The sequence below is a fragment of the Stratiformator vulcanicus genome, from assembly GCF_007744515.1.
Taxonomy (GTDB): domain Bacteria; phylum Planctomycetota; class Planctomycetia; order Planctomycetales; family Planctomycetaceae; genus Stratiformator; species Stratiformator vulcanicus.
Window position 1 is genome coordinate 924,951 of sequence record NZ_CP036268.1, and the last position, 26,132, is coordinate 951,082.

Annotated in this window: 21 protein-coding genes; 7 read left to right on the top strand and 14 right to left on the bottom strand. The window is 57.3% G+C overall.

All coding sequences use genetic code 11. The features are described 5' to 3' along the window. Nucleotides 1–47: 47 nt before the first annotated feature. Nucleotides 48–446, bottom strand: a complete 399-nt coding sequence (locus Pan189_RS03425; RefSeq protein ID WP_145362564.1) for a DUF2237 family protein — start codon at nt 444–446, stop codon at nt 48–50. 159 nt (nt 447–605) lie between these two features. Between Pan189_RS03425 and Pan189_RS03430 the strand changes: the two genes are divergently transcribed. Beyond that, nucleotides 606–1,922, top strand: coding sequence for a porin (locus Pan189_RS03430; RefSeq protein WP_145362565.1), 1,317 nt, complete (start codon nt 606–608; stop codon nt 1,920–1,922). Nucleotides 1,923–1,942: 20 nt separating this feature from the next. Here Pan189_RS03430 and Pan189_RS03435 read toward each other — a convergent pair whose 3' ends face one another. Further along, entirely contained in the window at nt 1,943–2,899 is a 957-nt protein-coding gene (locus Pan189_RS03435) for an ornithine cyclodeaminase family protein (RefSeq protein ID WP_145362566.1), read from the bottom strand. A 34-nt stretch (nt 2,900–2,933) separates the two neighbouring features. Next, the gene (xylB, locus tag Pan189_RS03440; protein WP_145362567.1) at nt 2,934–4,469 is read right to left on the bottom strand and encodes a xylulokinase; all 1,536 of its coding nucleotides are present in this window, start codon (nt 4,467–4,469) and stop codon (nt 2,934–2,936) included. A gap of 292 nt (nt 4,470–4,761) precedes the next feature. Between xylB and cysS the strand changes: the two genes are divergently transcribed. The 3 genes from cysS to Pan189_RS03455 all read left to right on the top strand — a co-directional run bounded on the left by cysS (nt 4,762) and on the right by Pan189_RS03455 (nt 8,782). After that, nucleotides 4,762–6,285 (top strand): cysteine--tRNA ligase, encoded by a 1,524-nt coding sequence (cysS, locus tag Pan189_RS03445; RefSeq protein WP_145362568.1) that lies wholly within the window; start codon nt 4,762–4,764, stop codon nt 6,283–6,285. Between the two features lie 123 nt (nt 6,286–6,408). After that, the gene (locus tag Pan189_RS03450; protein ID WP_145362569.1) at nt 6,409–7,155 is read left to right on the top strand and encodes an arginyltransferase; all 747 of its coding nucleotides are present in this window, start codon (nt 6,409–6,411) and stop codon (nt 7,153–7,155) included. Between the two features lie 52 nt (nt 7,156–7,207). Beyond that, complete coding sequence (locus tag Pan189_RS03455; protein WP_145362570.1) at nt 7,208–8,782, top strand: hypothetical protein; 1,575 nt, start codon at nt 7,208–7,210, stop codon at nt 8,780–8,782. A gap of 536 nt (nt 8,783–9,318) precedes the next feature. Here Pan189_RS03455 and Pan189_RS03460 read toward each other — a convergent pair. The 4 genes from Pan189_RS03460 to Pan189_RS03475 form a co-directional block, all read right to left on the bottom strand. Then, nucleotides 9,319–10,350 carry a hypothetical protein gene (locus Pan189_RS03460; RefSeq protein ID WP_145362571.1) on the bottom strand — a complete coding sequence of 344 codons (1,032 nt, stop codon included), beginning with the start codon at nt 10,348–10,350 and terminating at the stop codon, nt 9,319–9,321. Between the two features lie 103 nt (nt 10,351–10,453). Continuing rightward, nucleotides 10,454–10,828 carry a hypothetical protein gene (locus Pan189_RS03465; RefSeq protein WP_145362572.1) on the bottom strand — a complete coding sequence of 125 codons (375 nt, stop codon included), beginning with the start codon at nt 10,826–10,828 and terminating at the stop codon, nt 10,454–10,456. A 398-nt stretch (nt 10,829–11,226) separates the two neighbouring features. Continuing rightward, nucleotides 11,227–11,913, bottom strand: a complete 687-nt coding sequence (locus Pan189_RS03470; protein WP_145362573.1) for a hypothetical protein — start codon at nt 11,911–11,913, stop codon at nt 11,227–11,229. 253 nt (nt 11,914–12,166) lie between these two features. Continuing rightward, the gene (locus Pan189_RS03475) at nt 12,167–13,468 is read right to left on the bottom strand and encodes a S1 family peptidase (protein ID WP_310821031.1); all 1,302 of its coding nucleotides are present in this window, start codon (nt 13,466–13,468) and stop codon (nt 12,167–12,169) included. Between the two features lie 734 nt (nt 13,469–14,202). On the opposite strand from Pan189_RS03475, the gene Pan189_RS03480 reads away from it, so the two are divergent. Beyond that, entirely contained in the window at nt 14,203–16,164 is a 1,962-nt protein-coding gene (locus tag Pan189_RS03480; protein ID WP_145362575.1) for a tetratricopeptide repeat protein, read from the top strand. A gap of 130 nt (nt 16,165–16,294) precedes the next feature. On the opposite strand, the gene Pan189_RS03485 is transcribed toward Pan189_RS03480, so the two are convergent. After that, complete coding sequence (locus Pan189_RS03485) at nt 16,295–17,506, bottom strand: ABC transporter permease (protein WP_145362576.1); 1,212 nt, start codon at nt 17,504–17,506, stop codon at nt 16,295–16,297. Nucleotides 17,507–17,700: 194 nt separating this feature from the next. Next, nucleotides 17,701–18,840, bottom strand: coding sequence for a substrate-binding domain-containing protein (locus tag Pan189_RS03490; RefSeq protein WP_145362577.1), 1,140 nt, complete (start codon nt 18,838–18,840; stop codon nt 17,701–17,703). Between the two features lie 381 nt (nt 18,841–19,221). Between Pan189_RS03490 and Pan189_RS03495 the strand changes: the two genes are divergently transcribed. Further along, nucleotides 19,222–20,064 (top strand): SirB1 family protein, encoded by an 843-nt coding sequence (locus tag Pan189_RS03495; protein ID WP_145362578.1) that lies wholly within the window; start codon nt 19,222–19,224, stop codon nt 20,062–20,064. A gap of 66 nt (nt 20,065–20,130) precedes the next feature. On the opposite strand, the gene Pan189_RS03500 is transcribed toward Pan189_RS03495, so the two are convergent. From Pan189_RS03500 to Pan189_RS03515, 4 genes are read right to left on the bottom strand one after another with little or no spacing between them, the layout of a single operon-like run. Beyond that, nucleotides 20,131–21,786 (bottom strand): glycosyltransferase family 4 protein, encoded by a 1,656-nt coding sequence (locus tag Pan189_RS03500; protein ID WP_145362579.1) that lies wholly within the window; start codon nt 21,784–21,786, stop codon nt 20,131–20,133. A 17-nt stretch (nt 21,787–21,803) separates the two neighbouring features. After that, nucleotides 21,804–22,520: an FkbM family methyltransferase gene (locus Pan189_RS03505; protein ID WP_310821032.1), complete on the bottom strand. Its 717-nt coding sequence runs from the start codon at nt 22,518–22,520 to the stop codon at nt 21,804–21,806. A gap of 47 nt (nt 22,521–22,567) precedes the next feature. Further along, nucleotides 22,568–23,806 (bottom strand): glycosyltransferase family 4 protein, encoded by a 1,239-nt coding sequence (locus Pan189_RS03510; protein WP_145362581.1) that lies wholly within the window; start codon nt 23,804–23,806, stop codon nt 22,568–22,570. 22 nt (nt 23,807–23,828) lie between these two features. Next, entirely contained in the window at nt 23,829–24,767 is a 939-nt protein-coding gene (locus Pan189_RS03515; RefSeq protein WP_310821033.1) for a glycosyltransferase family 4 protein, read from the bottom strand. 69 nt (nt 24,768–24,836) lie between these two features. Here Pan189_RS03515 and Pan189_RS21620 point away from each other — a divergent pair, with 69 nt between their 5' ends. Next, nucleotides 24,837–25,040 (top strand): hypothetical protein, encoded by a 204-nt coding sequence (locus Pan189_RS21620; protein WP_145362583.1) that lies wholly within the window; start codon nt 24,837–24,839, stop codon nt 25,038–25,040. A gap of 313 nt (nt 25,041–25,353) precedes the next feature. On the opposite strand, the gene Pan189_RS03525 is transcribed toward Pan189_RS21620, so the two are convergent. Next, entirely contained in the window at nt 25,354–26,121 is a 768-nt protein-coding gene (locus Pan189_RS03525; protein WP_310821035.1) for an ABC transporter ATP-binding protein, read from the bottom strand. Between the last annotated feature and the right edge of the window lie 11 nt (nt 26,122–26,132).

Here is a 26,132-nt window from a genome sequence, read left to right on the forward strand (position 1 = left end):
ATCTGTGAGCGGTCAAATCCCTTGCTTGCGCTGCGGGCTTGTGTTGCTTAATCGACTGCGAACGCTTTGAGGTCTTCGAGGCGGACGAACTGCAGGGCGTTCTCGTGTGTCGCGGCGAGGACCACCTGCGGGGCCATTCCCGCTTCGAAGGCCTCCTTCCAGCGCAGCACGCACAGACACCAATGATCGCCGTCGACGAGGCCCGGAAAGTTCCACTGCGGGTGCGGTGTGATTAAATCGTTGCCGCAATCACGCGAGAACTTGAGGAATTCGTCCGTCATGACGGCGCAGACCGTGTGCTGTCCGGCGTCTTCCGGCCCGGTGTCGCAGCAGCCGTTGCGATAGAAGCCGGTCAGGGGATCGGTCGAACAGGTCTTCAGCGGCTCGCCCAGCACATTGCGAGCGGTTTCCACGACTGGTTCGGCAGGTTTGGCGGGCGCGATCATGATTTCCAATTGTCCAGAATTAGTGCGATTTGAGCAGCGGCTGCCACCACGTTCCGGGACGAGCTTCTCTGATCGGGATTGGCGGCATCTTTCAGATGTGATACCAACCGGCCGCGCTTCTCTCCACCTCCGCGCAACTTCATTTCCCCCGCAGTGAAAATGTCTCTCCGCTCGATAGGGTCGGTCGCGCTGGCGATCTCGCTCAGTCATTCCGTCTTTGCCGACGAACCGACCGATTCGACCGTGGTTGCTGCTGCGCACGAGCAGTCGACGTGGACGGTTTCCGAAGCCATTGAGGATTGGGAAGTCGGCTATGCCGGAGGCTTCTTTCTGCGTTCCCCCAAGCATCCGCCGCCGTTCAGTCTGATCATCAACGGTCGGCTGCAAATGAGGCACACGGGTCTGATCGTTCGTGAGCCGGTCTTTGTCGACAATGGGGGCAACCGATTTGATCGCCCCCCCCGCAACGATTTCGAAATGGAGCGGGCACGTCTGCAATTCAAGGGCACGTTTTTCGATCCGAAGCTGAGCTATAACTTCGTGATTGACGGCGACACGGATGAACTGGCGCGGCTCGATTTCCTGATCTATAAGTTCGAATATGAGTACGAGCCCTGGCTTATTTTCGGTGTCGGCCGAGAAAAAGTTGCGGCCAGTCGCGAGTGGCTCGACAGTAGTAAATTCATGCCATTTACCGATCGCTCCGTCGCCACCACATTCTTCCGCCCCAGTTTCAGCGACAGCGTTTGGGCTCGCGGAGCGCTGACCGACGATCTGAGATATCTCGCGATGATCTCGAACGGTCTGAATACAACGCGCGTCTCACCGGCGAATGAAGACGATCGGCTCGCGCCCTCGTTCACCATGTGGTGGGAACCACTCGAAGACTACGGCGTCGACTACAGCGATTTGGAATACCACGAAGACCCCGCCGTGCGACTCGGGTTCGGAACGGCTTATGCGAGCCAGGATGAATTCATCGACCCCGACCTTGTGACGAATGAGCTCATTTTCGTCAGGCTCGTCGACGGCACGCGGTTGATCGAGGACGGCGCCCTCGCACCCGGGGTGCAGGTCGAGCAGTTTGATGTCGCCCTGCTCTCGCTGGACGCCGCATGGAAGTACCGCGGTCTTGGGTTGTGGGCAGAGTACTACCTTCGCTGGATCGAAAATATTAAGGGAGACGGCCCTCTGCCGATGAATGAACTATTCCAGCATGGTTTCATGGCCGGCGGCGGTTACTTCTTAATTCCTGAAAAGCTCGAAGCGGTCGCTCGCATGTCGGCGATCTACGGCGAATTCGGGTCGGCCTACGCCTACGCGGCCGGACTCAATTATTATGTCCGGGGGCACGATTTAAAATTTCAGTTCGACGTCACCCAACTCGTCGACAACCCCGCTCAAAACGGAGGTCCGAATCTCCGCGCCGGCGACGACGGCGTCCTGATTCGTTCGCAGGTCCAATTGGCATTTTGACGCGAGCTGCGGACTCCCAATCAAATTGGCAAAGCAGTGCCACGCCCTTGGGCTTCAGCCCGCTTCAAGACTTCGGCGGCGAGGGCGACATCCTCGATCGCCAGTCCGACCGACTTAAACAGCGTAATGTCTTCGCTGCGGGCTCGGCCCGTCGCGTTTCCCGTGATGATGTCGGACAGTTCACTCATCCGTGACCACTCGATCGCCCCCGCTTCAAGGGCCTCGCGGAAGTCGCCCGCTTCGCCTCGGCAGGCTTCGATGCTATCGCAGACAAGAATGTCGGCCCGCTCGACGGTGGCGGCATCAACTTCCGTGCGACGAAGCGAATTTGACCCTACCAGGTTTAAATGCACGCCGTCGCTGAGCAATCGACCATCGAACAGCGGTGATGCGGAGGTCGTTGCGGTGATCACAATGTCGTGATCCATCGCAGCCAAATCGGGCCGAACGACCGGTTCGACTGCGATGTTTAATATCTCAGACATCCGCTCGGCGAACGCGTTGCGTGTCGAGGCGGTACGGCTGTAAACGCTGACTCGGTTAATTTTACGAACCGCGCAGACCGCTTCCAATTGCGTTGCCGCCTGAGTTCCGGCGCCGAATAGTCCGACCGACGTCGCGTCCGGCCGGGCCATGAATTCGGTGGCGACGCCGGAAGCAGCCCCCGTTCTTAATTGCCCGAGCCGATCGGCTTCGATTAAGGCCGTCAATCGGCCGCTTGCATTGTCGTAGAGCCCAACGAGGAACTGTGCTCCCGATCTTGTGGTCGTATATTGCTTCCAACCGCTGACGCCGAGATACTCCGCCGCCGCCGACATGGAATGCAATCGAATACCTTTTGACCGGGCCCGCTGTCGGGGTACGTTGTCAGCCCGGCCGGCGGCTAACTCTCGAAATGCCGTCTCGAGGACGTCGATCGCGTCGCCGACACTGACGAGTTCGTTGACATCGTTCTCACGCAGGTAAAGCGTAGACATCACGTGGCCTCGGTCATGTACAGTTTAAGGCACGTCAGCTCTCCACATTGTCGGAGATCGCCTTGAAGTCATTTTTTAAAGATTGGTAGAGTCGGCCGTATTGAGGGTAGAGGCGGCCGTACGTTTTCTTGTTTGACTTATCGGCTGCGGTTTCCCCGACAACCGAGATGGCTGCTTTACAGGCTTCGACGATATCCTTGTACTCGCCGGTTCCGGCCGCCGCGAGCAGGGCTGCCCCGTAGGCCGGTCCCTCTTCCGCATTAATCGTGACGACTTTCCGCCCGTAGACGTCTGCCTGCATCTGCCGCCAGAATTCGCTGCGGGCTCCTCCGCCGGAGAGCCGAACCTCTTTAATTGGCACGCCCATGTCTTTAATGATTTCAAGGCAGTCTCGCATGGCGTAGGTCGCGCCTTCCATAACGCTTCGCGCCAAGTGCGGTTTGCCGTGTCGCAAGCTGAGGCCGATCCATGCGGCCCGGGCATACGGGTCGGCGTGGGGAGTTCGTTCCCCGGTGAGATAGGGCAGAAAATAGAGTCCCTCCGAACCGGCCGGAGCTTCCGCAGCCTGGGACGTTATTAATTCGTAGGCATCCAGCTTCTGCTTCTTGGCCGCCTTGACTTCGTCTGCGCAAAGTTGATTGCGATACCACTGCAGGCTGCCGCCGGCGGAAAGTACGACCCCCATCACGTGCCATTTCCCGCTGACCGCATGGCAGAACGTGTGGACCCGGCCCTCGGGGTCGACCTCGACCTCATCGCTGTGGGCGAAGACGACGCCGCTGGTGCCCATCGTGGCAGAGATCACGCCCTTGCGGACGATCCCGTTTCCGATCGCGCCGGCGGCTTGATCGCCGCCACCACCCACCACCGGAATGCCCGACGACAATCCGAGTTGCCGGGCGACAGAGGCCGTGATTTCGCCGCTGACGACCTCCGACTCGAATGACTCCGGCAGCAGCGCGGAATCGAGATCGAGCTTTTGCAGCAACTTCTTCGACCAGGTGCGATTCTTGACATCGAAAAGCAAGGTACCGGAGGCATCACTGACTTCGGTGGCCAATTCGCCGGTCAGTCGAAATCGGACGTAATCCTTTGGCAACAGCACCTGACGGCAGCGGTCGTAGTGCTGCGGCTCATGATTTCGCAGCCACAAGATTTTCGGCGCGGTGAAACCGGTCAGGGCGGGATTAGCGACCATGTCGATCAGTTTTTTGCGGCCCCCGGCCGCCTTTTCGATCTCAGCGCATTCGGCCGCCGTCCGCTGATCGTTCCAGAGGATCGCCGGTCGGATCACCTCGTGGTTGGCGTCGAGAAAGACGCTCCCGTGCATCTGCCCGCTCAGGCCGATTCCCGCGACCTCCGCTTTATTGATCTTGCCGTCTTTGACGACCTGCTTGATCGTTTTGAGCGTCGCCCGCCACCAATCGTGCGGGTCCTGTTCGGACCAGCCCGGTTTCGGGTTCGAAAGCGGATACTCGGCCGTTGCCGATGCGATGATCGTGCCGTCCTCACGAATCGCTAACGTTTTGGTGCCGCTCGTTCCGACATCGACCCCCAAAAAGACGCTCATCGCCGCAGCCTCGTATGGTGTAGAACTCTCGCAGCACCGAATGTGATCTCGATTCGGCAACTCGTTGAATTTTCGGACAGTCTACCCGACCAGAGCCGACAGGCGAACGCTGCACGCTGAAGTTCAGTGCAATGAACTCGGCCCTGAATAAGCCTTCTGCGGGTCGGGAGCGTTCCCACGGTCGCCCAACTGCACTAAACTTTCAGACCGCAGGGAGGTGTGACGGCAATCGGCGAGAGTTCCGGGCCGTCTCTCCGGGCCGAAACTTCCGCTTGCCCGATCGTATCGCGACATGGATATCCGCTTCTACAACTCGCTCAACAACGCCGTTGAGCCGTTCCGCACCGTCGAGTCGAACAAGGTTCGCATGTATTCGTGCGGACCGACGGTCTACGACTTCGCCCACATAGGTAACTTCCGCAGCTTCCTGTTCGCCGACTTCATCCGGCGTTTCCTGGAAGTGGCCGGGTACGACGTGACCCACGTCTGCAACATCACCGACGTCGGCCACATGACCGATGACTCCGTCGCCGACGGCGCGGGCGAAGACAAAATGGCCACCGCGGCGACGCGGATCAAAGAAGATAAAAAGTCGGGCAAGGTGCCCGAGGGGGCGATCGAAAACCCCGATGATCCTTATCAGGTGGCGAAGTACTACACCGATGCGTTCCTCAACGACGCACGACAACTCGGCATGAAGGTCGCATTCGAGGAGGAAACCAATATCCTCCGCGCGACCGAGCACATCCCCGACATGCTCACGATGATCGAGGAACTCCTTTCCAAGAATGTCGCCTATCGCGTCGGCGACGTCGTTTACTTCAGCGTCGAGTCATTCTCCGACTATGGCAAGCTCTCCGGCAACACCCTCGAAAAACTGCAAGCCGGCATGGGCGGACGCGTCAGCGATGACGAACTTGCCGGCAAACGTCACCCCGGTGACTTCCTTCTCTGGAAGGCCGACCCCCGGCACATCATGAAATGGGACAGCCCCTACGGCGAAGGCTATCCCGGTTGGCACATCGAATGTTCGGTGATGGCCCGAAAGCTCCTCGGCGACGTGATCGATATTCACACCGGCGGCGAAGACCTGATCTTTCCCCATCATGAATGCGAGATCGCGCAGTCCCGCTGCGCGACCGGCGCGGACTCTTTCGCCAACTTCTGGATGCACGCCCGCTTTTTAATGGTCGAGGGCGAAAAGATGTCCAAGTCGAAGGGCAACTTTTACACCGTCCGCGACGTGCTCTCCGGCAAGGCAACCGGGCGCGAGGTTCACCCCGCGGTTCTAAGATATGAGCTGACGAAATCGCACTATCGCGCGAATATGAACTTCACACACAAGGGTTTGACCGACAGTGCGGCCAACGTGAAGAAGTTGATCGATCTACGTCAGAAATTAAGTTCCGAAGCCAATGGCAACGCAGCCGAGGTCGACAATTCCCACCCGGTCTTAAACGACTTTCTCGGCGCACTCGCCGACGACCTTAATATCAGCGGCGCTCTCGGCGTGCTCTTCCCCTGGGTCACCAGTGAGCATCGCAATCCCGCCGAGTCGCTGGCCGTACTCGACAAGATTAATCACGTTCTCAGCATCGCCCCGATCGACGTCCCCGCCTCGTTCCGCGAGCCGGAAGCGTCAACGCCCGGAGCTGAATCTTCCTTCGACCCAACGGCCCTTTGCCGCCAGATCGACGAAGCCCGTGCCACCAAAGACTGGGCCACGGCCGACAAAATTCGCGACGAACTTCAATCCGCCGGCTACGCCGTCAAGAACAGTCCCGAAGGCACCGTCGCCGAAAAGCAACTGGCATAAGGCGAACAGCACGATATCCAGCTACCCCCGAGTCAAACCTTACTGCATAATTCTCGACGCATCTAGCAGCCAACGCGGTTAGCATGACCAACCGGAGTTCGTGACTTAGTTCGCCGAAGATTCATGTTGCTTGAAATTCACCGCGGAACCAGCCCGCCGAAAACTTGCAGTTATCTGCCGGCGGAGACGATGCAGCTGGATTATCGCTATTTACTCGATATCTCTGCGGCGGAATATTCCGACTTGCTCGCCCGCGGCTGGCGCCGGCAGGGGATCAGTTTCTTTCGTCCCGCCTGTGCGGCCTGCGTGAAATGTCGCAGCCTGCGAGTTCGGATTGATGACTTCAAACCTTCCAAGAGCCAGCGGCGCTGCTTGCGGCGCAATGCCGACATCCGGCTCGAAGTCGGCACGCCCGAACTGACACCCGCCCATATCTACGTCTTTAATGCCTACCATAAAGACATGAGCGAACGCCGCGGATGGGACGATGACGCGACCACGCCGCAGGAATATGCCCAATCGTTTCTCGCCGGCGACTTTTCGTTCGCACGCGAGTTCCGATATTTTCAGGGCGACCAACTCGTCGGGATCGGTCTGGTTGATGTCTTGCCCGACGCAATTAATAGCATCTACTTCTATCACGACCCGGCATGGCGGCCGGATGGGCCGGGAACGTACAGCGCGCTGCGAGAGCTCGACTACGCCCGCACCGCCGGCTGCACCTACTCATATCTTGGCTATTGGATTCCCGAAAATGCTTCGATGTCTTATAAGAACCGCTTCGGGCCGCATGAAATTATGACGCGTTATCCGAGCGAGGACGAAGAGCCACAATGGCGATTTCCCAAGGCGGATGCCCGCAATCAATAGTTGCGAATAGAGCGCGGCGCTGATGACGTGTTCGACGAAAGTGTCAAGATCGATGACTGCCGATAAACTTCGGACCTCCTGCAGCAGCCGGAGGCGCAAGCCGATCGTCGAACTGTCGAAGAGTTCCCAATTAGTTTTCGCCTGTAACGCTGGTTCAACGCGCATTCGCCTGATTAGTAGGGCATTCTTAATTTGCAAAATATTTGTCCTCGCCGGGTGCGCGGTTAAAACGGAACCGCCGCGTCGCCCGGCGACACATTTTCTGGTCATCGGCGGCGGTTACTCCCCCGATTCCAATGCGATCGCGATCGAGCGCAACGTCATCGAGTTCGATCGATGGCTCGATGAGCGGAACGTACCGCAAGATCGTCGGGCTATCCTGTTTGCCGACGGTGACGATCCCGGGCGTGACGTGCAATACGATGACCCGGACGCGGCGATCCCGGAAGTCAACCAGGTTCTCGCAGCCGTCTTCGCGGAAGAAGACGGCATCTCCGATCGCTATCGCACCAACGACATTAAGAACGTGACCGGCCCGGCAACGCCCGAAAGAATCGCCGACTGGTTCGACAAAGCCGCAGGCCGGCTCCGCAAAGGTGACCGGCTCTTTATTTTCGTGACGGCGCACGGAGATCCGGCAGTGGACGACATCTCACAGAATACGTCGCTCTTGTTGTGGGATGATCGGAAGTTGTCGGTTGAAGAGTTTACGGCGGAGCTAGATAAACTCGACCCGCAGATCGAGGTCGTCACCGTGATGGTGCAGTGTTATTCCGGCGGGTTCGCGAACATTATTTATCGGGGAGGTGATCCCTCCGCCGGTCTATCGCCGGCCCGCCGCTGCGGTTTTTATTCGACAACCTTTGACCGCGTCGCCGCCGGTTGTTCCCCCGCACTGCAGGACGACAAATACGATGAATACAGTGAACCGTTCGTCGCCGCAATCAGCGGCGTGGAGCCACGGGCAAATGTTGATGCCGATCACGATGGAGCGGTGTCGTGGGAGGAGGCGCACTGCTTCGCCTTGGCTCGCCTCAACACCATCGACATCCCCCTTCGCACGAGCGATCAGTTCTTGCTGCAGATGACGCCGCCGGAGAATACCTTCGACATTAAACAAGACGCTTCCCCGGCTGAGCAGGATGCGATTAAGAAACTCGCCGCGGCTCTCGAGATCAATGATCCCTTTTCAAAGGATGCTTTGGAATCGTTGGAAGCAGAATGGACCGAGACGTATGAGCTTCTCGACGCCGAACTCGTCGCCTTGGAGGACAAAGCGGAAGACGCTCGTGCAATGCTGGAGCGGGTCGTGATTCAGAAATGGCCGGAGTTGGCCGGCATCTGGAATCCTCGCGCCCATGCCATTGTAAGAGAGCAGGGAGACGCCATCGTCAGCACGGTGACCAATCACGAGTTATGGGAAAAGTTCTTAAAGCACCGGGAGGAAGTCGCCGCCGCCGATGAGCGATTGCTCGCAACCGAGCGTCAACTCGCCAAAGTCACGCGCCTGCGGCTGCTCTTAGCGACCGTCGCAAATCGCGCCAGCCTTTACCGCAGCGCCGACCAGGCGAAGATCGATCAATATCGCCAACTTCTCGATTTGGAGCGGGGCGTATTCGCAGAATAAGGTTCGATCTCTTGAGAGCAGAGTCTTCCATCGCCTATCTCATTGCGAGCGCTCACCAACCGCGGCTGCTGCCTCCGAGCCGACTCCACCATCCGCCTCGGCGTAGCCGGTGTCGTCGCATCAGAGCGTTTTAACGAGAAGATGCAGGCGATTGCGGCATGATGATTTATCAGCAAAGGAGGGCCCGGCTGATCGTTGGCCTGGTGCCGACAGGCAAGAGATGTTGTTTGAGGAACTCTCGAATTGTTCGAGCAGTCCATTAAAACGAAATCTGCTCGAACAGCATCTTATTGCTTCGCGACCCGGCTGTTGCAACGGCCGCGCCACCCGTCGAATGATCTTCCGAACCGGCTTCCTCTTGTCGCCATATCGAATATCGAAGAAGCCCGCGCCGCCAAAGACTGTGCCACCGCCGACACGCTCTGCGACGAACTCCAATCCGCCGGCTACGCCGTCAGGAACAACCCCGAGGGCACTATCCGGAAAAGCAGTTGGCGTAGTCAACCGCCACCACCACTTAAGCTCTCACGCGTTTGTTAGCGGCCTTCCCAGCGGAATTTGTCTTCGCCCGTATTAAACGGATTGTCCTGACGGCTTCTCTTTTCCGAGCGGTTGGTACTCAAGTACTCCGGCTCTGAAGTACCGACAGCAGGCCGACTCGTTGTCATCTCGTTGCCGATTAAATAAATTTCGCTGGTGCGATCATTCATTCCAGGTTCGGACGACAACTCTTCGGCTCGCCCCAATCGGGCTGGAGCGGTCCGCGACCCGTGCTGCTCTGCACGAAGTCGCTGGTTTTCTTCCACAAGCGCTTCACACAGGCTCGCCAGTCTCTCCAGTCGCGTTTCGACACGTTGGAGTTGATCGGGTTGGGACCACTCTGGACTTTCCGGCCATTGACGTGAGGATCGAATTGGCCGGGCGTCCCGGTATCCCATGTGACCGGCAGCGGGGTCCGCTGGTGATGGGGGCGGACATTCGTAGCGGACCTTTGGTGGCGTGGGAGCCATATATTCGTTGTCGCACGACGGGGCACAACTTTGCTGTCCACATTTTTGACGCAAGCGATAGAGTTCGTTTTCGAGCTCGCGAAGTCGCGCGGCGGCACGATCCTGATCGACGTTTGCGGATCGATCGTCTTCAATGCTGGCGTAGCGGTCTTGCTGCACTCTGGCGAATCTCACACGCCCGGTCGGTTCGGCCTTCAAAAATTCATTGCGACGGGAGCCGAGGATTCGCTGGCTGTCCACTCTTAATTCCGGTGCCGTCCGCACGGAAAAAACATTGGGAAGACGTAGCTCCGGCAGGGCAAACTTCATTTCAGGAATCCGAACTTCAAGCCCGCGTATCCCGATGGTACCCGATTCCCCAATCGTATCACCGCCGGCAGGGGGCTGAACGAACAAAGCTTGTTCCCGTTCCTGACCAGTCTGATACGGCGCTACGCGATCCTCTGTCGGTTCATAGCAGCGTTCGAACGATTGGTCACAGGGGACACCGCCGGCGACTGCAACGCCGACCGCTGCAAATGTGAGCAACACCGTCCCAAGTCGGATAAAGTGGTGCATAATGAACATCCTTTTTCATTCCGAACTTTATGTTCGTTGTTGATGCGATCGGGTGACGTCCGTGTCGACCGTAAGATTCTAAATATGAGGTTTACAGATTTCGCTACTTGGACTCGCCGAAATGTTTCCCTAGCTGCAATGTCAGCGCATCGAGCCGCTGATTTAATTGCTCGATTTCTTTGAGTGCTTCTTCGAGATGCTCGTCTTCCGTTTTCTTCTCTGACTGGTTACCGCTTTGAAGCTTACGGTCGAGGGCTCGGAGTTGTTCAATTTCACGACACAGTGACTCAAGTGATCGATTTTGTCCGGCTGCTTGGAATTCGAGCTGTCCGATTGAGCGAGCAAATCCTGGCTCGACTCGCACCGGAATCGAATCGGTGACAATCGCTTCAGGGGGGGCTTTGAAATAGAAGCACTTGCAAAATTTATCTTTTTTCTCTTTGACGATGACGACTCTTGGCTCGCGATTATCAACCATGCAGGATCCGTCACATTCGACTTCGTTTTTTCCAATTGGGGAGAAAAACTTTAGTCCAGCGACGGCCGGCGATGTAGAGCTGATCGAAGCGAAAACGATCAGGCAAGCGAGCGAAAGTTGGAGAGAGTGACGCATGACAGGATCGTTCCCGATCAGGTGGACAAGTTAGACTGAGTTCCCACACCGGGAGTTTTCGACATGCTACGGATGCACATTCAACTGTTGTGAATTTATCGTGCCAAATGCCTTTGTTGAACACTCCACCACGTAGAAAAGTTTCACTAATGCAACCACCCCGCGCGCGATCAAATTGCCTGGCGAAGACAACGAATGAAAAAACGGCACGGCCCAAGTGAGAGCCGCACCGCAAATTTGATTCTGATCGGCGACACTGAAGCCTATTTTTTCAAATTTCCGATTCGTTCTATGAATTCATCAAGCTGTTGACTTCGCTCTGCATGTTGCTGATATTGCTGCTCGATTACTTCGGCCACGCGTTCGAGCGAAAGTTCCGAAGTTGGCTGTGGTGCCGGCGGGGCAGCCTGTTCGTTCAGCTTCGCAATTTGCTCGGTAAGGGCAGCGAGTTTCGCACTGGTATCTTTGAGTTGTGTGGTTAATTGACCGATGGCCTTGCACGAGTCACTTTCCTCGGTAGAGGGCGTCTCGCCTGTATCGGGATTAGAAAAGCCGGAGGCTGTTGTCGGCAATTCTATTCCTGCTGCACGCAGTTTCTGGACGGCGCGTACAGTTTCGGAGACTGAGAGGTCACTTCGATCCACTGCGGAGTCACGCAGTGATACGGTTCGGAGGAATGACGAACGTCCGGAAAGGTAAACAGTTGGTGCGGAACGTTCGACGACGAGTGTCGAACGGCCGCTGTCGAGGAAAAACGGCTCGTCGACACGCACATTTTCGATGTAACTGGACCGATTCGAGCCAACGCTGTCGCGATCTTTGAAGCAAAACCCGCCGGCAAAGGCGAGATCGCACACACCGGTTGTAAATACAGCCACGGCAAAAACCGCGATTGATTTGAAACAAACGGACATTGGTGTGAGTTCCTTTTTTGAAGTTTGATTGATCAAACGGTTTCGACTTAATGCCAGACTATCACTTCGCCCAAGCAACTGAAAGAATTTTCAATAGCTGGTACGCGATTCGTTTCGTTGGCCAAATTTGTTGGCCACGTTCGACTCATTATCCGGAAGCCCTTCGGGACAGCAGAACTCCACTTGATCAGGCCGTCTTGCAGGCGATAAGTAGCGAGACGACTGAACCACATAAACTTTTCGTGCTCATGAAAACACCGCTATCATCCTACTTCGACCTGAATGGGCGCTAATCTTCCGCGCCAGAACCGGCGTTGGACTCACTGGCGTTTTCGGTGCTATCAGCATAAATGCTCTGATCCACGATTCGCGGGAGTTCAATAAGGGGCTGGTCGGTGCGTTCACCGGTCAGCGAAAACACCCCGAAGCGACGGCGGCTTTCGTAAGCTGCCACTTGATTGCCAATCCATGTAATCAATTCGCTTCGCAGGGTCGTGTATACCCCCCCGTCCCGACCGCAGCCATTGCCGACGCCGCGCGAGGTGAGACCCGCCACCGGGATGGTCGCGTTGCTGAAGGGGGTGGTCGGGTCTGGCGGGAGAGCGTAAGCAGGTCCTCCGCTGTCTCCGCCGCACGAGTCGTTGCCTTTACTTCCGGCCAGGAATTCGCGACCGCCGTATTGAAAATTCATCATTGCGACATCAACTCGACGCTTCGTGCCGAGCCCGGCATTTCCGCTGAGGGCTCCAAAATCGCTCTTTCCGAAGCCAGCCAGACGTACTGAGTGAATCTCCGCGATCAGGCTCTCCGAAGCAATTACCCGCACGCGGCTGGGGTCGACCGGGCGTTCCAGGATCAATAACGCGACGTCGTACCCGTTGATACGACGAAAGTTTGCATGCGGAAATTCGGCGGCAACGTCTACAATGTCCGGGTCCGTGAGTGAGTTGATCGAGGTCCCAATGCCGATTCGCCTGATCCGAGTACGGGCTCCGGTCTCCTTACAGTAAACGCAATGGGCGGCCGTCAGCACGAGTTGCGGCGCAACGATGACCCCGCTGCAAACTCCTTGTCGAGAGCACTCGTTAAGCATGACGACGCAGTCTTCAAGCTGCCCCGGCTGCACGTTGATCGCATCGGGCCCACCGACTCGCTCCCAAACGGCGCTGCTTTCTTGGCGGACGCGATTTCGAGCGTTTGCAAGAAGTTCCTTTAGCTTTTTCACATTCCTTTCGTACAGCCAGGAATCGTCGAGCTTAATTTCCTTGGCGTCCGTCGGTGCTTCGTTCTCTCCAAATCGACCGACTTCTTTAGGCAACTCAATCGCACTGCGCCCAAGCGACCCAGATCGAGTCGGCGGTGTGAACCTTGGGTCTGGCTCTGGTGGGATACGACTACCGATTTTAATATTGCTTTGTTCCGTTGCCGACGGCTCATCAAGATCGGATGTGCCTGCCGCGGCTTCGGGCGAGACGTTGTACTTCTCCAAGAACTCGGCCCGCAGTTGTGATGTTGCGTCGTCTGCCGAAATCGACTTCGCAAACAGAGCCAAAGCCGCCATCGCGAGGAGCAAATGCGAGTGCTTTTTCATGAAATTTTCCCAGTAACAACAGTTTTTCGGATCGCCTCTTCGTCGGTCACGGCGCCAATGAAGATGGGAGAATAGATGTGCGAACATAAGACTCGTGAGTGTTTCAGTACAGCAGGAACATGGAATTTTCCCCACTCTTTGTAAATTCAGTAGAATCCCCAATATCCGTAGCTGGAGCATGGACGTGACCGGGCGGGGGTCCTGCCAAGAGCCGCATGGAAGTGGACGCATGGCAATATTAAGCGCCGTTCCTGGCAAGGATGTTCAGACTTGTGTTCGACCTTTTGAATTGCTTCAGGAATGATCGCGCACCCAACTCGCGTGTCATGGGAAGCATTCACCATTTGCCGAAAGACACCCCATGCCCCGTCATAAGCGTTCCGCGCCTCCTGGCCCGAGTACCGAGAACGCGGAGATTGTTCCTCGGGTGCAGGTCGATCGTGACCTTAAACGGCAGACGAGATATTGATGTTGGAGTCTCGGCAGAATGCGGGGATTGAGGATCGCTTCATTGATGGGTACCGACCAAGCAGGGGAGGCGGGATGCCGACAGGCACAAGATGTTGTTCGAGCGGTCGATTGAAACGGAATCCTCTCAAACAGCATCTTGTCGCTTCGTGACCCGGCCGTCATGACGGTCGGGCCACCCGCTATGCACCCCTAATTTTCTTTTGAATCTGCTCGGTCACGCGGGTAACCTTCGAGGGAATGTCCACCCGTCGAGGAGTCGTCTGATGTTGCAACTGCGTTGTGTCAGTGTTTCGCTGCTTTCAATTTTGTGTCTCTGCGTGCTCTCGTTGGAGTCGGTTGCCGCCGACTGGGAGGCGGTGAAACTGAAGCGGGATTCGGTCTCGTACGGGCGGATCAGCGGAAGCGGGATCGCCGTCGATGGGCGGTTCACCGACACCGGCCGCACCTACGACGTGCTGGAGGAGCGGGACCGCTACGTCAGGATCACCGACGGCACGAACTCAGGCTGGGTCTTCAAGATCAGCGTGACGGCGGTCGAGAAGCCGAACGCGCCGCAGCGGTCGGGGACGCGGATCGACCGCAATCACCCGCTCGTAGGCAAGCGGGTGACCGTTATCAAGTGGGACGCCGAGTTCAAAGTCGGTCGCGACGTGGTGGGGACCAGTACGTTGGGGGACGACTACACCGTGGCCGGCGTCTCCGGGAACTGGCTGTGGCTGGAAATCCGCGGCGGCTGCTACATTAACCGCCGCGACGTGGTGCCGTATGACGAGGCGATCGCTCACTTCACCGCGAAGATCTGGCGGGATGCCTCGGCAACGAATTACAACGACCGCGGGGCCACGTGGACTGAACGTGGCGAGTTCGACATCGCGATCGGCGACTACAACGAGGCGATCCGCAAGGACCCCAACTCTGCAGCGTCCTTCAACAACCGCGGTGTCGCGTACTTCAACAAAGGCGATTACGACCGGGCGATCGCGGACTACGACGAGGCCATCCGGCTCGATCCGAAGGAAGCCGTGTCCTTCGGCAGCCGCGGCGACGCGTACAACCGCAAAGGCGATTACGACCGAGCGATTGCGGACTCCAGCGAGGCCATTCGGCTCGATCCGAAATACGCATCCGCCTTCGCTGGCCGCGGCAACGCGTACGCGGACAAAGGCGATTACGACCGGGCGATTGCCGACTACAGCGAGGCGATTCGGCTCGATCCGAAGGAAGCCTTGGCCTTCAACAACCGCGGCACCGCGTACTTCAACAAAGGCGATTACGACCGGGCGATCGCCGACTACGGCGAGGCCATCCGGCTCGATCCGAAATTCGCCTTGGCCTTCAACAACCGCGGCGTCGCGTACAATCGCAAAGGCGATTACGACCGGGCGATTGCGGACTCCAGCGAGGCGATTCGGCTTGATCCGAAATACGCCTTAGCCTTCAACAACCGCGGCTTCGCGTACTTCAACAANGGCGATTACGACCGGGCAATCGCCGACTACGGCGAGGCGATTCGGCTTGATCCGAAATACGACTTGGCCTTTCGCAACCGCGGCAACGCGCACGCCAACAAAGGCAATTACGACCGGGCGATTGCGGACTACGGCGAGGCGATTCGGCTTGATCCAAAGAAAGCCGGGANTTTCGACAACCGCGGCCTTGCGTACGCCAACAAAGGCGACTACGACCGCGCGATCGCGGACTACAGCGAGGCGATTCGGCTCGATCCGAAATACGCATCCGCCTTCGCTGGCCGCGGCAACGCGTACGCGGACAAAGGCGATTACGACCGGGCGATTGCCGACTACAGCGAGGCGATTCGGCTTGATCCGAAATACGACTTGGCCTTTCGCAACCGCGGCAACGCGCACGCCAACAAAGGCAATTACGACCGGGCGATTGCGGACTACGGCGAGGCGATTCGACTCGATTCGAAATACAGTTACGCCCTGAACCAATTAGCCTGGCTGCTGGCGACCTGCCCGGACGCGGCTTACCGCGACGGCGAACGCGCCGTCGAGTTGGGAACCAAGGCTTGCGAGCTGAGCGGGTGGGAGACTGGCAATTGGATCGACACGCTCGCCGCGGCCTATGCCGAGGCGGGTGACTGGGAGAAGGCTGTCGAAATGCAACGGAAGGCAATCAAAATAGTGCCTGCCGATCAGAAGGAAGATTTCCGGAGCCGACTCGAACTCTATCAGTCCGAAAAGCCTTACCGGGAAGAGTAGCGGGGGCGGTCAGGCTCGAGATGTCGTTCGAGGGAATCCCGATCCGTTCGAGCGATTCATTAAAACGGAATTCTCTCGAACGGCATCCTGTCGCTTCGTGACCCGGCCGTCGTCACGGTCGGGCCACCCACTATCGCAACCGCCGCGATGCCCTGACCTCCACAACCTTCTTCGCCCCCAGCACTACCAGCACGACAAACCCGGTCGACAGGGCGATTGCTCCTTTATTGGCATCGGACAGCACGTAGGCGATGGCCATGGCGAGGCCGGTCAGCACTAATATCGCGGTGTTGCCGAGCATGCCGGTGAAGAAGGGGCGTTTGAGGCCGCCTTCGGTGCGGAGTTCATTAAAGGCGACGGTGAGTAAAATTAAGAGGCCGACCACCAGGCCTTCGAGGACGTCGGGGCTGACGGAGCCGCGGGCGAGTTTGGCGACCGAGTCAATCGCGCAGCGAAGAAACAGGGCGCCCAGGACGATCCCCGGGACCGAGCCGCTGCCGCCGGTGAGGATGCAGCCACCGATCACCGCCGCGGCGATCGCATTAAGCTCGTAACCCATCGCCTGCGAGGAGGGCTCTGCCTGGGCCGACTCGGCGAGAAGGAATACACCCGCGACAGCCGAAGTAAACGCCGCGAAGCCGTAGGCGAGCCACTTCAGGCGGTCGGTGCGAACACCCGAGAGCCGGGCGGCTTCTTCGTTGCCTCCCATCGCGTAAAGGTGTCGGCCCGCAATGGTCTTCGACAGCACGAACCACGTCAGCCCGGAGATCACAATTAAGGTGAGCGGCGGGATATACCAGAGCTTAAACAGCAGTTTAAAATTCTGATCGAAGATCGAGATCAGGCGGGCCGACTGCTCGCCCTCCGACGCGAACCGGTAGACGTCGGGGATGACCATCCGCGACAGGCTGCGCAGGCCGATCAGCGAGGCGAGCGTTGCCACGAACGGGGGCAGCCGGACGGCGGTGATCAGCCACGCGTGCAAGCTGCCCACCAATATTGCCGCCAACAGCGCAGCGACGATCGCCAGCACCATCACCCAAATAGGTAAGTCGCCGGGATAGATGTTGCCGTACTTGTCGAGCGGACTGAGCAGGACCATCACGCAGCCGCAGACCGTCGCGCTGTAAGCGATCATCGCTCCGCTGGAGAGGTCAATTCCGCCTGAGATAATCACGACCCCCGCGCCGAGAGCGAAGATGCCTAAGACGCTGGCCTGCCGGAGTAGGAGTTGGGCGTTGTAGCCGGGCTTGTCGCGATAGGAATCGTCGAACATCGCCGTCGCCCCCAGGACGACGGCGATCGCGATCAAAAGTCCGAGTTCAGTCCGGAAGCGGGACATGATTGGGTTTGTGGAGGGGGTGAGCGGCGTCAGTCGGACGGTGCGAGCTGCGCTCGCGGTTTAGAGTTGAGGGATGAGAGGTTAGAGAAAACTTACTAACCGCTCCCCTCAGCTCTCAGCTCTAAACTCTTAACCATTCGCGCAGCGAATCTCTCTGCCCGATGTGTCGCGTCTCGGGCTTGTATGGCGTCGGCTTAGCTGCTCGTTAGGCCGTACTTGTCGAGCCAAGCTCGGAACTCGTCGTAGGTCAGGAATTCGGTCGAATCCTTCAGAATGTCAGCGGTGACCGGCGACTCTTTCGACGGCACGACCAACTTGAGTCCTGAGCCGACGATGTCTCCGTCGGGTTCATCATGATTGGGGAAGATTTCTGCGAGCAACTCCGGCTCGTCTTCGGTCAGCGCGTACAGCGCCTTCGTGGCAAGATAGCCCATGCGATAGGGATTCTGGACGACCAGCACGTCGATGTTGCCGTTCTTCATTTCTTCAAGCGCGAGGGGGCTGGCGTCGAAGCCGCCGATGGTGACCTGTTCGCGGATGCCCTGTTCGGTGACGACGTCGGCGATGGCCGGCATGTTGTACGCCCACAGTCCGACGAGGACGTCGATGTCAGCGGTCCGGTCGAGAGCATCGCGAACGTTCTGCCGGGCCTTCGACTTGTCGGTATCGTCCGAGAGGAAGTCGGCTTCTTCATAGCCGTCGCCGAGACCCATCGCGACGCCGTCGTGACGCTGCACGGCGTTGGCCTGCACCGTCGAGCCGACAAAGACCGCGTACTTGCCGCCGTCGGGATCGATCGCTGCGAGGGCCTTTCCGAGTTCCTTGCCGGCTTCGACGTTGTCGGTGCCGATGTAACCGTAGCGGGCTTTGCGGAAGGCCGGGTTCTCGCGGTCGATGTCGGAGTCGATCGTGACGACCGGGATGTCGTTGTCACGCAGGAGTTGAATCGCGTCGAGCAGCGCGGGGTTTTGCGGTTCGAGAACGCTGAGTGCGACACCGGCAACGTCGGAGGCTCCGGCCCACTGCTGCAGTTTGCGGATCTGGCTGGTGATCGTGCCTTCGGAGTTTTGTTCAAACTGAACTCGATAGCCTTGGGCGTCGAGATTCAGTTCTTTGGCCGCCTCCCGAGCCCCGACCTCACATGAATCCCAGAACGGGTCGGCGACATTCGTCAGAATGATGAACCGCTTTGCATCAGCGGACTCCGCGGTGGCGACCGATGAGCCGGTGGTGACGTCCTCGCCGGGACTGCAGCCGACCAATACGGCGATGAGCGACCCGAACAGGATCGTCAGAAACGATACGAGGCCCTGGAAGGACTGAATTCTCGGCATGATGAGCGCCCGGCAAAAGGTAACTGCGGGATCGGTGTCGCGACTGATTGCGAAAAGTGACCACGAGAAAGCGGGCCGAACGACGCCGACCCTTCGTGAAACGATAAGTGGTGGCACCGGTACTCACAACCAGACGACCGGTCTGCCCGGGCGGCGATCTCAAATTGAACCCTTTCCTTGGCAGTCACCGGCCCGAACAATCATCGTATCGGTGTGCATCTGAGAGATGCGATTGTCTCACTTCCACTGCGTCACTAGAATCCGCGGCATCGAACCGTAAGACTTGGTTCGCCCGTCGGAACTTCGGCCAGTCGTGGGCCTTTCCGGTTGCCTGATTGCACCGGACGAGCTGCGACATCCATCGCTTGACCCGAACCGTTTATGTCGCTCGATCCTCAGCAATACGTTTGCGACAGCGAGTTCATCAAATTGATGTCGGCACGTCGCGACGTCGATCTCGTTGCCGCAGCGCTCGAGATTGCCCGCGATGAGGATCCTCACGTCGACTTCGAACGCTGTTACCTCTGGATCAGCGATCGCGCCGCCGAACTTCGCGGCCCCGTCGCTTCTGCCGACCACGAGTGCGATGCGCTGCGAGAACTGGGCAAATGTCTCGCGGGCCAACATGGTCTGAACGGCCATGCGACCGCGTTTTGCGATGCAAACGGAAGTCTGCTGCACCGCGTGATCGAAACCGGCCGCGGCCTGCCGATCAGCCTGAGTCTGATCTACATCGCCGTCGCCCGGCACGTCGGAATCGACCTCGAAGCGGTCGCGGCGCCGGGACGATTTGTCACGCGGTACAATGGGCCTTGCGGTCGACACTACATCGATCCGTTCGACGGCGGACGGGTATTATCCGAGGCCCAGTGCGTCGAACTACTGCAGCAAACTTCTGGAGCGACGCCGGAGCAGATATATCGTTCGCTTCACCCGGCTGATCCCCGCACGATTGTCATTCGGATATTGAATAATCTTAAAGCGATTCATGCCGAACGCGAGGAATGGAATGCCGCGTGGCGGACGCAATGCCGCCTCGTCTCGCTCCTTCCTGCCAGCTACAGCGAACGGCGCGATCTTGCGCTGCTGTCGATGAGGGCCGATCGCCCCGGGCAGGCCATCGATCTGCTGGAGAACTGTTGCAAGAGTGCCCCGGCGGCCGAACGCGAAATGCTCGGCGAGCAATTAAAAGTGGCCCGCGGGCTACTGTGCCGCTGGAATTGAGAACGCCTTTTAGCGGCGAATCGTTCTCAATCAGCCACGCTCAGAAGGGCAAACTCACTCTTCGATCTACGCGGCGTCTTTCTGCCAGCGCTCAGCCAATGGTCCGAGTTCATCCGACTTTGCCGCACGCCACTTGACCGATGTGTGGTCCCCATGGGCTTGAAAGCCGGGGGCCAGATTCTCCAGCCGTTCGACCTCGGCGGCGAGTAGTTCGCAACGCATCTGTAAGCGCTCGGAGTCCGACGCCATTGCGCGCGGTCGTGACAGCTTCCGCTTTAACTCGCGGAGCGGCGATTCCAATTGAGGGGCGGCTGCCAGGACGTGTTCCAACGCGCGAAAGACGGTTCGCGAGACGATATTGAGCAGTTTCGATTTGAATCGCGTCACCGATGAAGGCATCGACGGCCTTGCGTCGGGACGCGATCGCGTCATCGGCTCTTCCGAGGGTTCCGGAAGTGTCGGCGAAGCCGGTCGAACATCGACCGACGCAATCGTCCGCGCTTTGAGCAAGCGCAGCGGCAGTTCGGATCGCCGGCCGACACTGCGCGCCGTGATCACAGCGGCCGAGAGGAATCGATCGGCCACCCGGTCCCACGTCCATTCCGCCGCTCGAGCGACACCGCGTTTACGGTATTCGTCAGCCAGCTCCTGATCGGACAGGAATGCGGCGATCTGCGCGCTGATCGATTGCGGCGCGTGCGTGTCGCACAGCAAGGCCGCATCTCCGGCGATCTCAGGTTGCGACGAGTTGTCTCCGGCGATCACCGGAGCGCCGCAGGCCATCGCTTCGAGAATCGGGAGGCCAAAACCTTCATAGTGCGAGGGGAATACGAACGCCGAGCAGCGACTCATCAACAGTCCCAGCGTGGCGTTGTCGACCCCGCCGGTGAGTATTAGTTGATATGCGATCCCGAGCCGTCGGGCCGTGGCCCGCAGAATGGCTTCCTGAATGCCGGTCATTCCGCAGGTAATGACGAGTTGCGTCGACACACGTAGGTGCCACGGAAGACGCGCGAATGCCCTCAGCAGGCCCTCATGGTTCTTTCTCGGATCGGCGCCGACGAGCGAATAAACAAATCGCTGGCTGATGCCCAAGTGACCCAGGGCCGATGTCACGAGGCCGTCAGTGCGATCCCCGTCCGACATAAATTCTGCCCCATCGACGCCCGCACCGACGACGTGAATGCGGTCCGCATCGCAGGCGAGCCAATCGACGAAGTCACGCTTGGTGGCTTCTGAAATGGAGAATAAGCCGTCATAGGTGGCGATGGTCTCGGCCACCATTTCGTATCGCCCCGCATCTTCGGCGCTAGCGAAATACCACGAGGGGAAGTGGAAGGGAATCAGATCACAGGCGACCGCTCCGATCGCCACATTGCCGGAGGGGCGAGGAATCGGCCGAAACCCGTCCGTTAAATCGAACGGAGACGACAGCACGATCAGATCGAGTTTGTCCCGATTGTTGCGTGCTGCCTGCTCCAACGCCACGTTCGGGGGAGAGGATTTGGCCAGCAGACGCCGTGTCAGGCGGACGTTTTCGGCCAACCCCGGATTTGGCAGCCCCGCATATTGATACAGCAGGACATCACCGCCCTCAGGATGGCGGGCGACCGCTTCGACCAGTTGACGCGTCAACCGACCGATACCGCGCTTTCCGTCTGACGGCGACTGCGCGCCGAGCAGATCGATCGCGATTCGAGGAATCGAGTTGGGGCACGACATCGGCGGCTCCACCAGTTTTATGCCGCGGCTGCATTGACGGCAGTAGCTAACGGTGAAGCCAGAAAGTAGAAGTGCGGTCCCTCGTGCCAGAACTTCGCGAACTCATCAGGTGTGATGGGTTCTACGCCGTCCAGCCAACGATCCATCGTTGTTAAGTGGAGTCCATACTTTTTTGTCAATAACGCGTAGAACTCTTTAGGCTCGACACCATATCGACCGGTTGAGCGAACACTGGCCTCAAAAATAATGTGAGGTCTTGAACGGGTAATCACATTTTCAGCGCCCTCGAGCGCCGAGTACTCCCCACCCTCGATATCAAGCTTAATAATATCAACTTTTTGCGTTTCGCCGATCACCTCATCAAGTCGCCTAATCTGAACTTCAATGTCGTTCACGATTACGTCAGGGCGATCATAGTCCCGGCGCTGCAACCCACTATAAGCTTGAGCGTTCACAACGTGTTTAAAGGTCCCAGTGCCAGTCGTATTCGAGAGCGCAACTTCAAATATCTTTGCATCAGGGAATTGCATTCTGAGTCCCTCGGCAAGTGCGGGGATGGGTTCAAACCCATACACAATGCCCTCCGACGCAACGCTTAACATATGCTGTAAGATGTCACCCGCATGTGCGCCGATATCGACACCGCAGCCGTCCTTGGGTAGGACGCGCCGAATCATTTCGGCGGTCTGTTCATCGTACTGCGGGTTGAGAGGTTGATTGAAATCGATTGGCATTGAAGTCCCCTTTATTGGGTTCGCGAGAAGTTCGTGGACGGCGGAAACTATGCCGCAAGTCTGCGAATTGCATCGGCTGCTGGAACCAAGGTGTTCTCCCATGTAAGCGACCGACGATCTTCCATGATCTTCCAATTGTAAGTCGGGCGGTCGCGAAGACGTTGTTCCTCTAGTTTGCACCGAATTTCATCACGGAACAGTTTCGGATCATCGCAAACAGTAACATTGTGGTTCGTAATGTACTGCTCATATCCACGCATTGCCGTCGTCGTGGCGATGATCGGACTACCGCTCACAAGTGCGTCGGCTGTCTTGACATTGGTTCCCCCACCCCCGGTGATCATTAACAGCTGCAGCGAGGCCAACACTCGGAGTGCGTCAAGTTCGTGGTCCGGTAAGAAACCAAGGGCGGTGACTTTCTTTTCATTGAGACCAATAAATGGGGGCTTTTGAAGCGACTCTTCGATTGGCCTGCCGCAACCGCCTACCAAAAGGATACGACAACCCGGAGGTACATATCCGCAATTGTCAGAAAGGATTTTCTTCATTCCCGCAATATTGGGAGGATGGTTGCTCGAGACCGCCAAAGCGAATGGTTTCCCGGAAAGTGAATACTTCTCAACGCATCGCTTTATCACTTTTTCCGTAACGCCCGGAACCGTGGCGCCATTTCGGGCTAGCACTACTTCGGCCTTAGCGTGCTGCTCATAATTTGATCGATCTTCATCTGAAACGGCTAACGTCAGCGACGATTCTCTAAGCAGTTCCGTCTCTAATTCATAAACGGCAGTAAGGTGCCTCTCTGCGTCGTCTTTCTTAAAGTTCGCGTGGTAGCATTCAGCCTTATGTTGGTACTCCACATTATGCCCGCTGTATATCACGGGCAAATTTGGGATCATCCGTTTCTCGATAAGGACTTTGACCACCGGCCAGAGAAATGGGTGCTCAAGTTGGTAGGCGTCGGGTTGATGACGGTTGACATCATCTGCAACCATCCGAAGCGTACTCTCCGACTTGCTGGCGATTTTGCCAATAAGCACGTCTTCCAGGAGCGGAGTCTTCATGAATTGATCCATAGCGATTGACGATATGTCAATCAAACTAATGTTTGGATCACTTTGGTTTTGACGTCTTAGAAACTGGTCCCAAAATGGCTTGAACACAATGCTCGTGCCGCTGGCTGCAATGCGACTGTTCGTGTACGACCGGAGAATTTCTTTGACGCGACGCTGACCGCCGTGAATAACGAGCGACATCGGGTACGTCGCAAATAGGTGAACTTTCATCGGTAGCTCCCTCTCCAATTTATCAGGCCGCGACAGGAACAGCGGTTTGGTTTCGTGACGGTTCTTGAGATTTGGCCGTCGTCCCGACCAAAAGCTGTAGCAATTGGTCAGCACATTCAGTCCACGTGGTGATTTCGTATTCGTCTTGAATTCGCTGTTCCCTGTGGCGCAGTAGCTCGTTGTCTAGCAAGTAAGCGCGGACAAGTTCGTAGCAACGTTGAGTGTCATGCGGGTCGAAATAGTCGACGAGATCTCCAGCGATTTCCGGGATCGATGAATTGTCGGTCGCGATGCAGTGTCGTCCGTGACGAAGTGATTCGCCGACCGGGAGGCCCCAACCTTCGTAAATTGATGGGTATACTGTGAAGCGACAGTTGTCATATAGCCACAGGAGTTCCGCATCGCTGACCCCGTGGACGAACTTGATTTTGTCAAATGTGAGTGGGTCATTAAATATCTCGTATTCGAGTTCTCCGGTTAGGAATCCGGGGCTCCCTACGCATACCAGTGAAGGGCATTCTTCTCCCAACTCCGCAGAGAGTTTTCGCCACACTTGATACAAAATTCGATGATTTTTTCGTGCTTCAATTGTTCCGACCGTAAGGACGAAGCTGTCGTTTAGCGCGTCGGCGAACTTAGGTTTCGCTGTTACAGTTCGCTGCGAAATGTTATCCCCTAAGCGGATCACCGAAGTCCGCGGTGATGGGAGGTGGACTTTCTGTGCGAAGAGCCGTAGGTCTTCAGCCGTCTTCTCCGAAATGGCAATGGCGTGGTCGCACACATGCAGCATGTCGGCAAGCCATGCCGTGAAGTGGCCGGAAAAACCGGGCCCCCATAGTTGCGGCATAAACGTTGGTATGCAGTCATAAATGATTTGGGCGACCTCAAATCCGTGTCGAGCTTTGAGGTCGGCTATGAGCCGAGGTGTTTCGAGTGAGGTCCAAGAGGCACCAGCGGACAAGAATATCTCACCTTCACGGATTAATGCTTCTTTTGGCTTCGGCGTCCTCTTGAGGTGGCGATAAAGCCGATGAGCATCGCGTTTGGCCGATCGAAGAAAGTTGCGAACCGGTGCCGGGCAACGATAGACGACCGGCCGCGCACGATTCAGTATAGAGTGATAGAGGGGTCGTGGAGCAAACGATCGAAGACCGTTACGGAAGTTACCGCCGAAACGATTAAGCACTCGGATTATTCTGTGTTGTGTACCGCCTTCAACTACGATCGGGCTTGAGTCCGGCTCCTCTGCGACCGCGGGAAACATCCGGTCGACCCAGTCCTCAACAACTGCAGAATCAACTTCGACGAGACGATCATCTTCGAGGTCGACTTGGCAGAACTTCAAATTAAAATCCGAAGTGCCCTGATATTCACGAATCAAACTCGCCAAAGTTCGTGGAATTCCGGCGTGCGGCGTCGCAATTCCGTATACGAAATTCTCGACATCGAACCAGACTGTGGTCGGCTGCCCATTCACTTGTGAAGAGTTCATGAAAGTTTACACCGTTTTGAGGATGTCGTGTGAATGCTATCTAAGAGGCAGTTCGTCAAGCGGCTTCAGGCATAGGTGCAGCCGTGAATTTGTTTTCGTCTTGATAGGCTGCGATGACGTCGGCGGCAGGGCCATCGAGGACGACGTTGCCTCGCTCCATCCATACTACTCGTGTACATAGCCGCTCAATCGCACCCAGATCGTGGGATACAAGCACGATGAGCTGGGCCCGGGATATCATCTCATCCATCCGGGCTGCTGCTTTGGCCTGAAATGAAGCATCGCCGGCGGCTAAGCACTCATCGATAAGTAAGATATCTGGGTCCACGGCTGTGCTGATTGCGAAGCCTAGTCTGACCAACATGCCGGCAGAGTAGCAGCGAATTGGGATGTCGATGAATTCATCGAGTTCGCTGAACTCGATGATCTCATCGATATGATTTCTAATTGATGACGGCGACTGACCCTGCAAATATCCTCTGTAATAGACATTATCGCGGCCAGTTGCGTTCTGTTCAAAGCCCAAAGAGAAGTCAAAAAGCGCGTTGACGTTTCCATCAATTTCGCAACGACCGGCCGTCGGCGGATAAACACCAGCCATCATCCGAAGGATGGTACTTTTCCCCGACCCATTATTCCCAATGATTCCAACACGCTCACCCTCGACGATCGACAGCGTTACATCCTTAATCGCTTCAATCCGTCGACGTCGTGGTTGTGGGCGTCGCAGCATCCACGAGATGAATGCTTGTTTGAATGAAAATGACTTGTCGTCGTAGACGTCGAACGTCAGTTTCGCATTCGAGAGATTGATTTGTCGCATCGCCTGCTCGC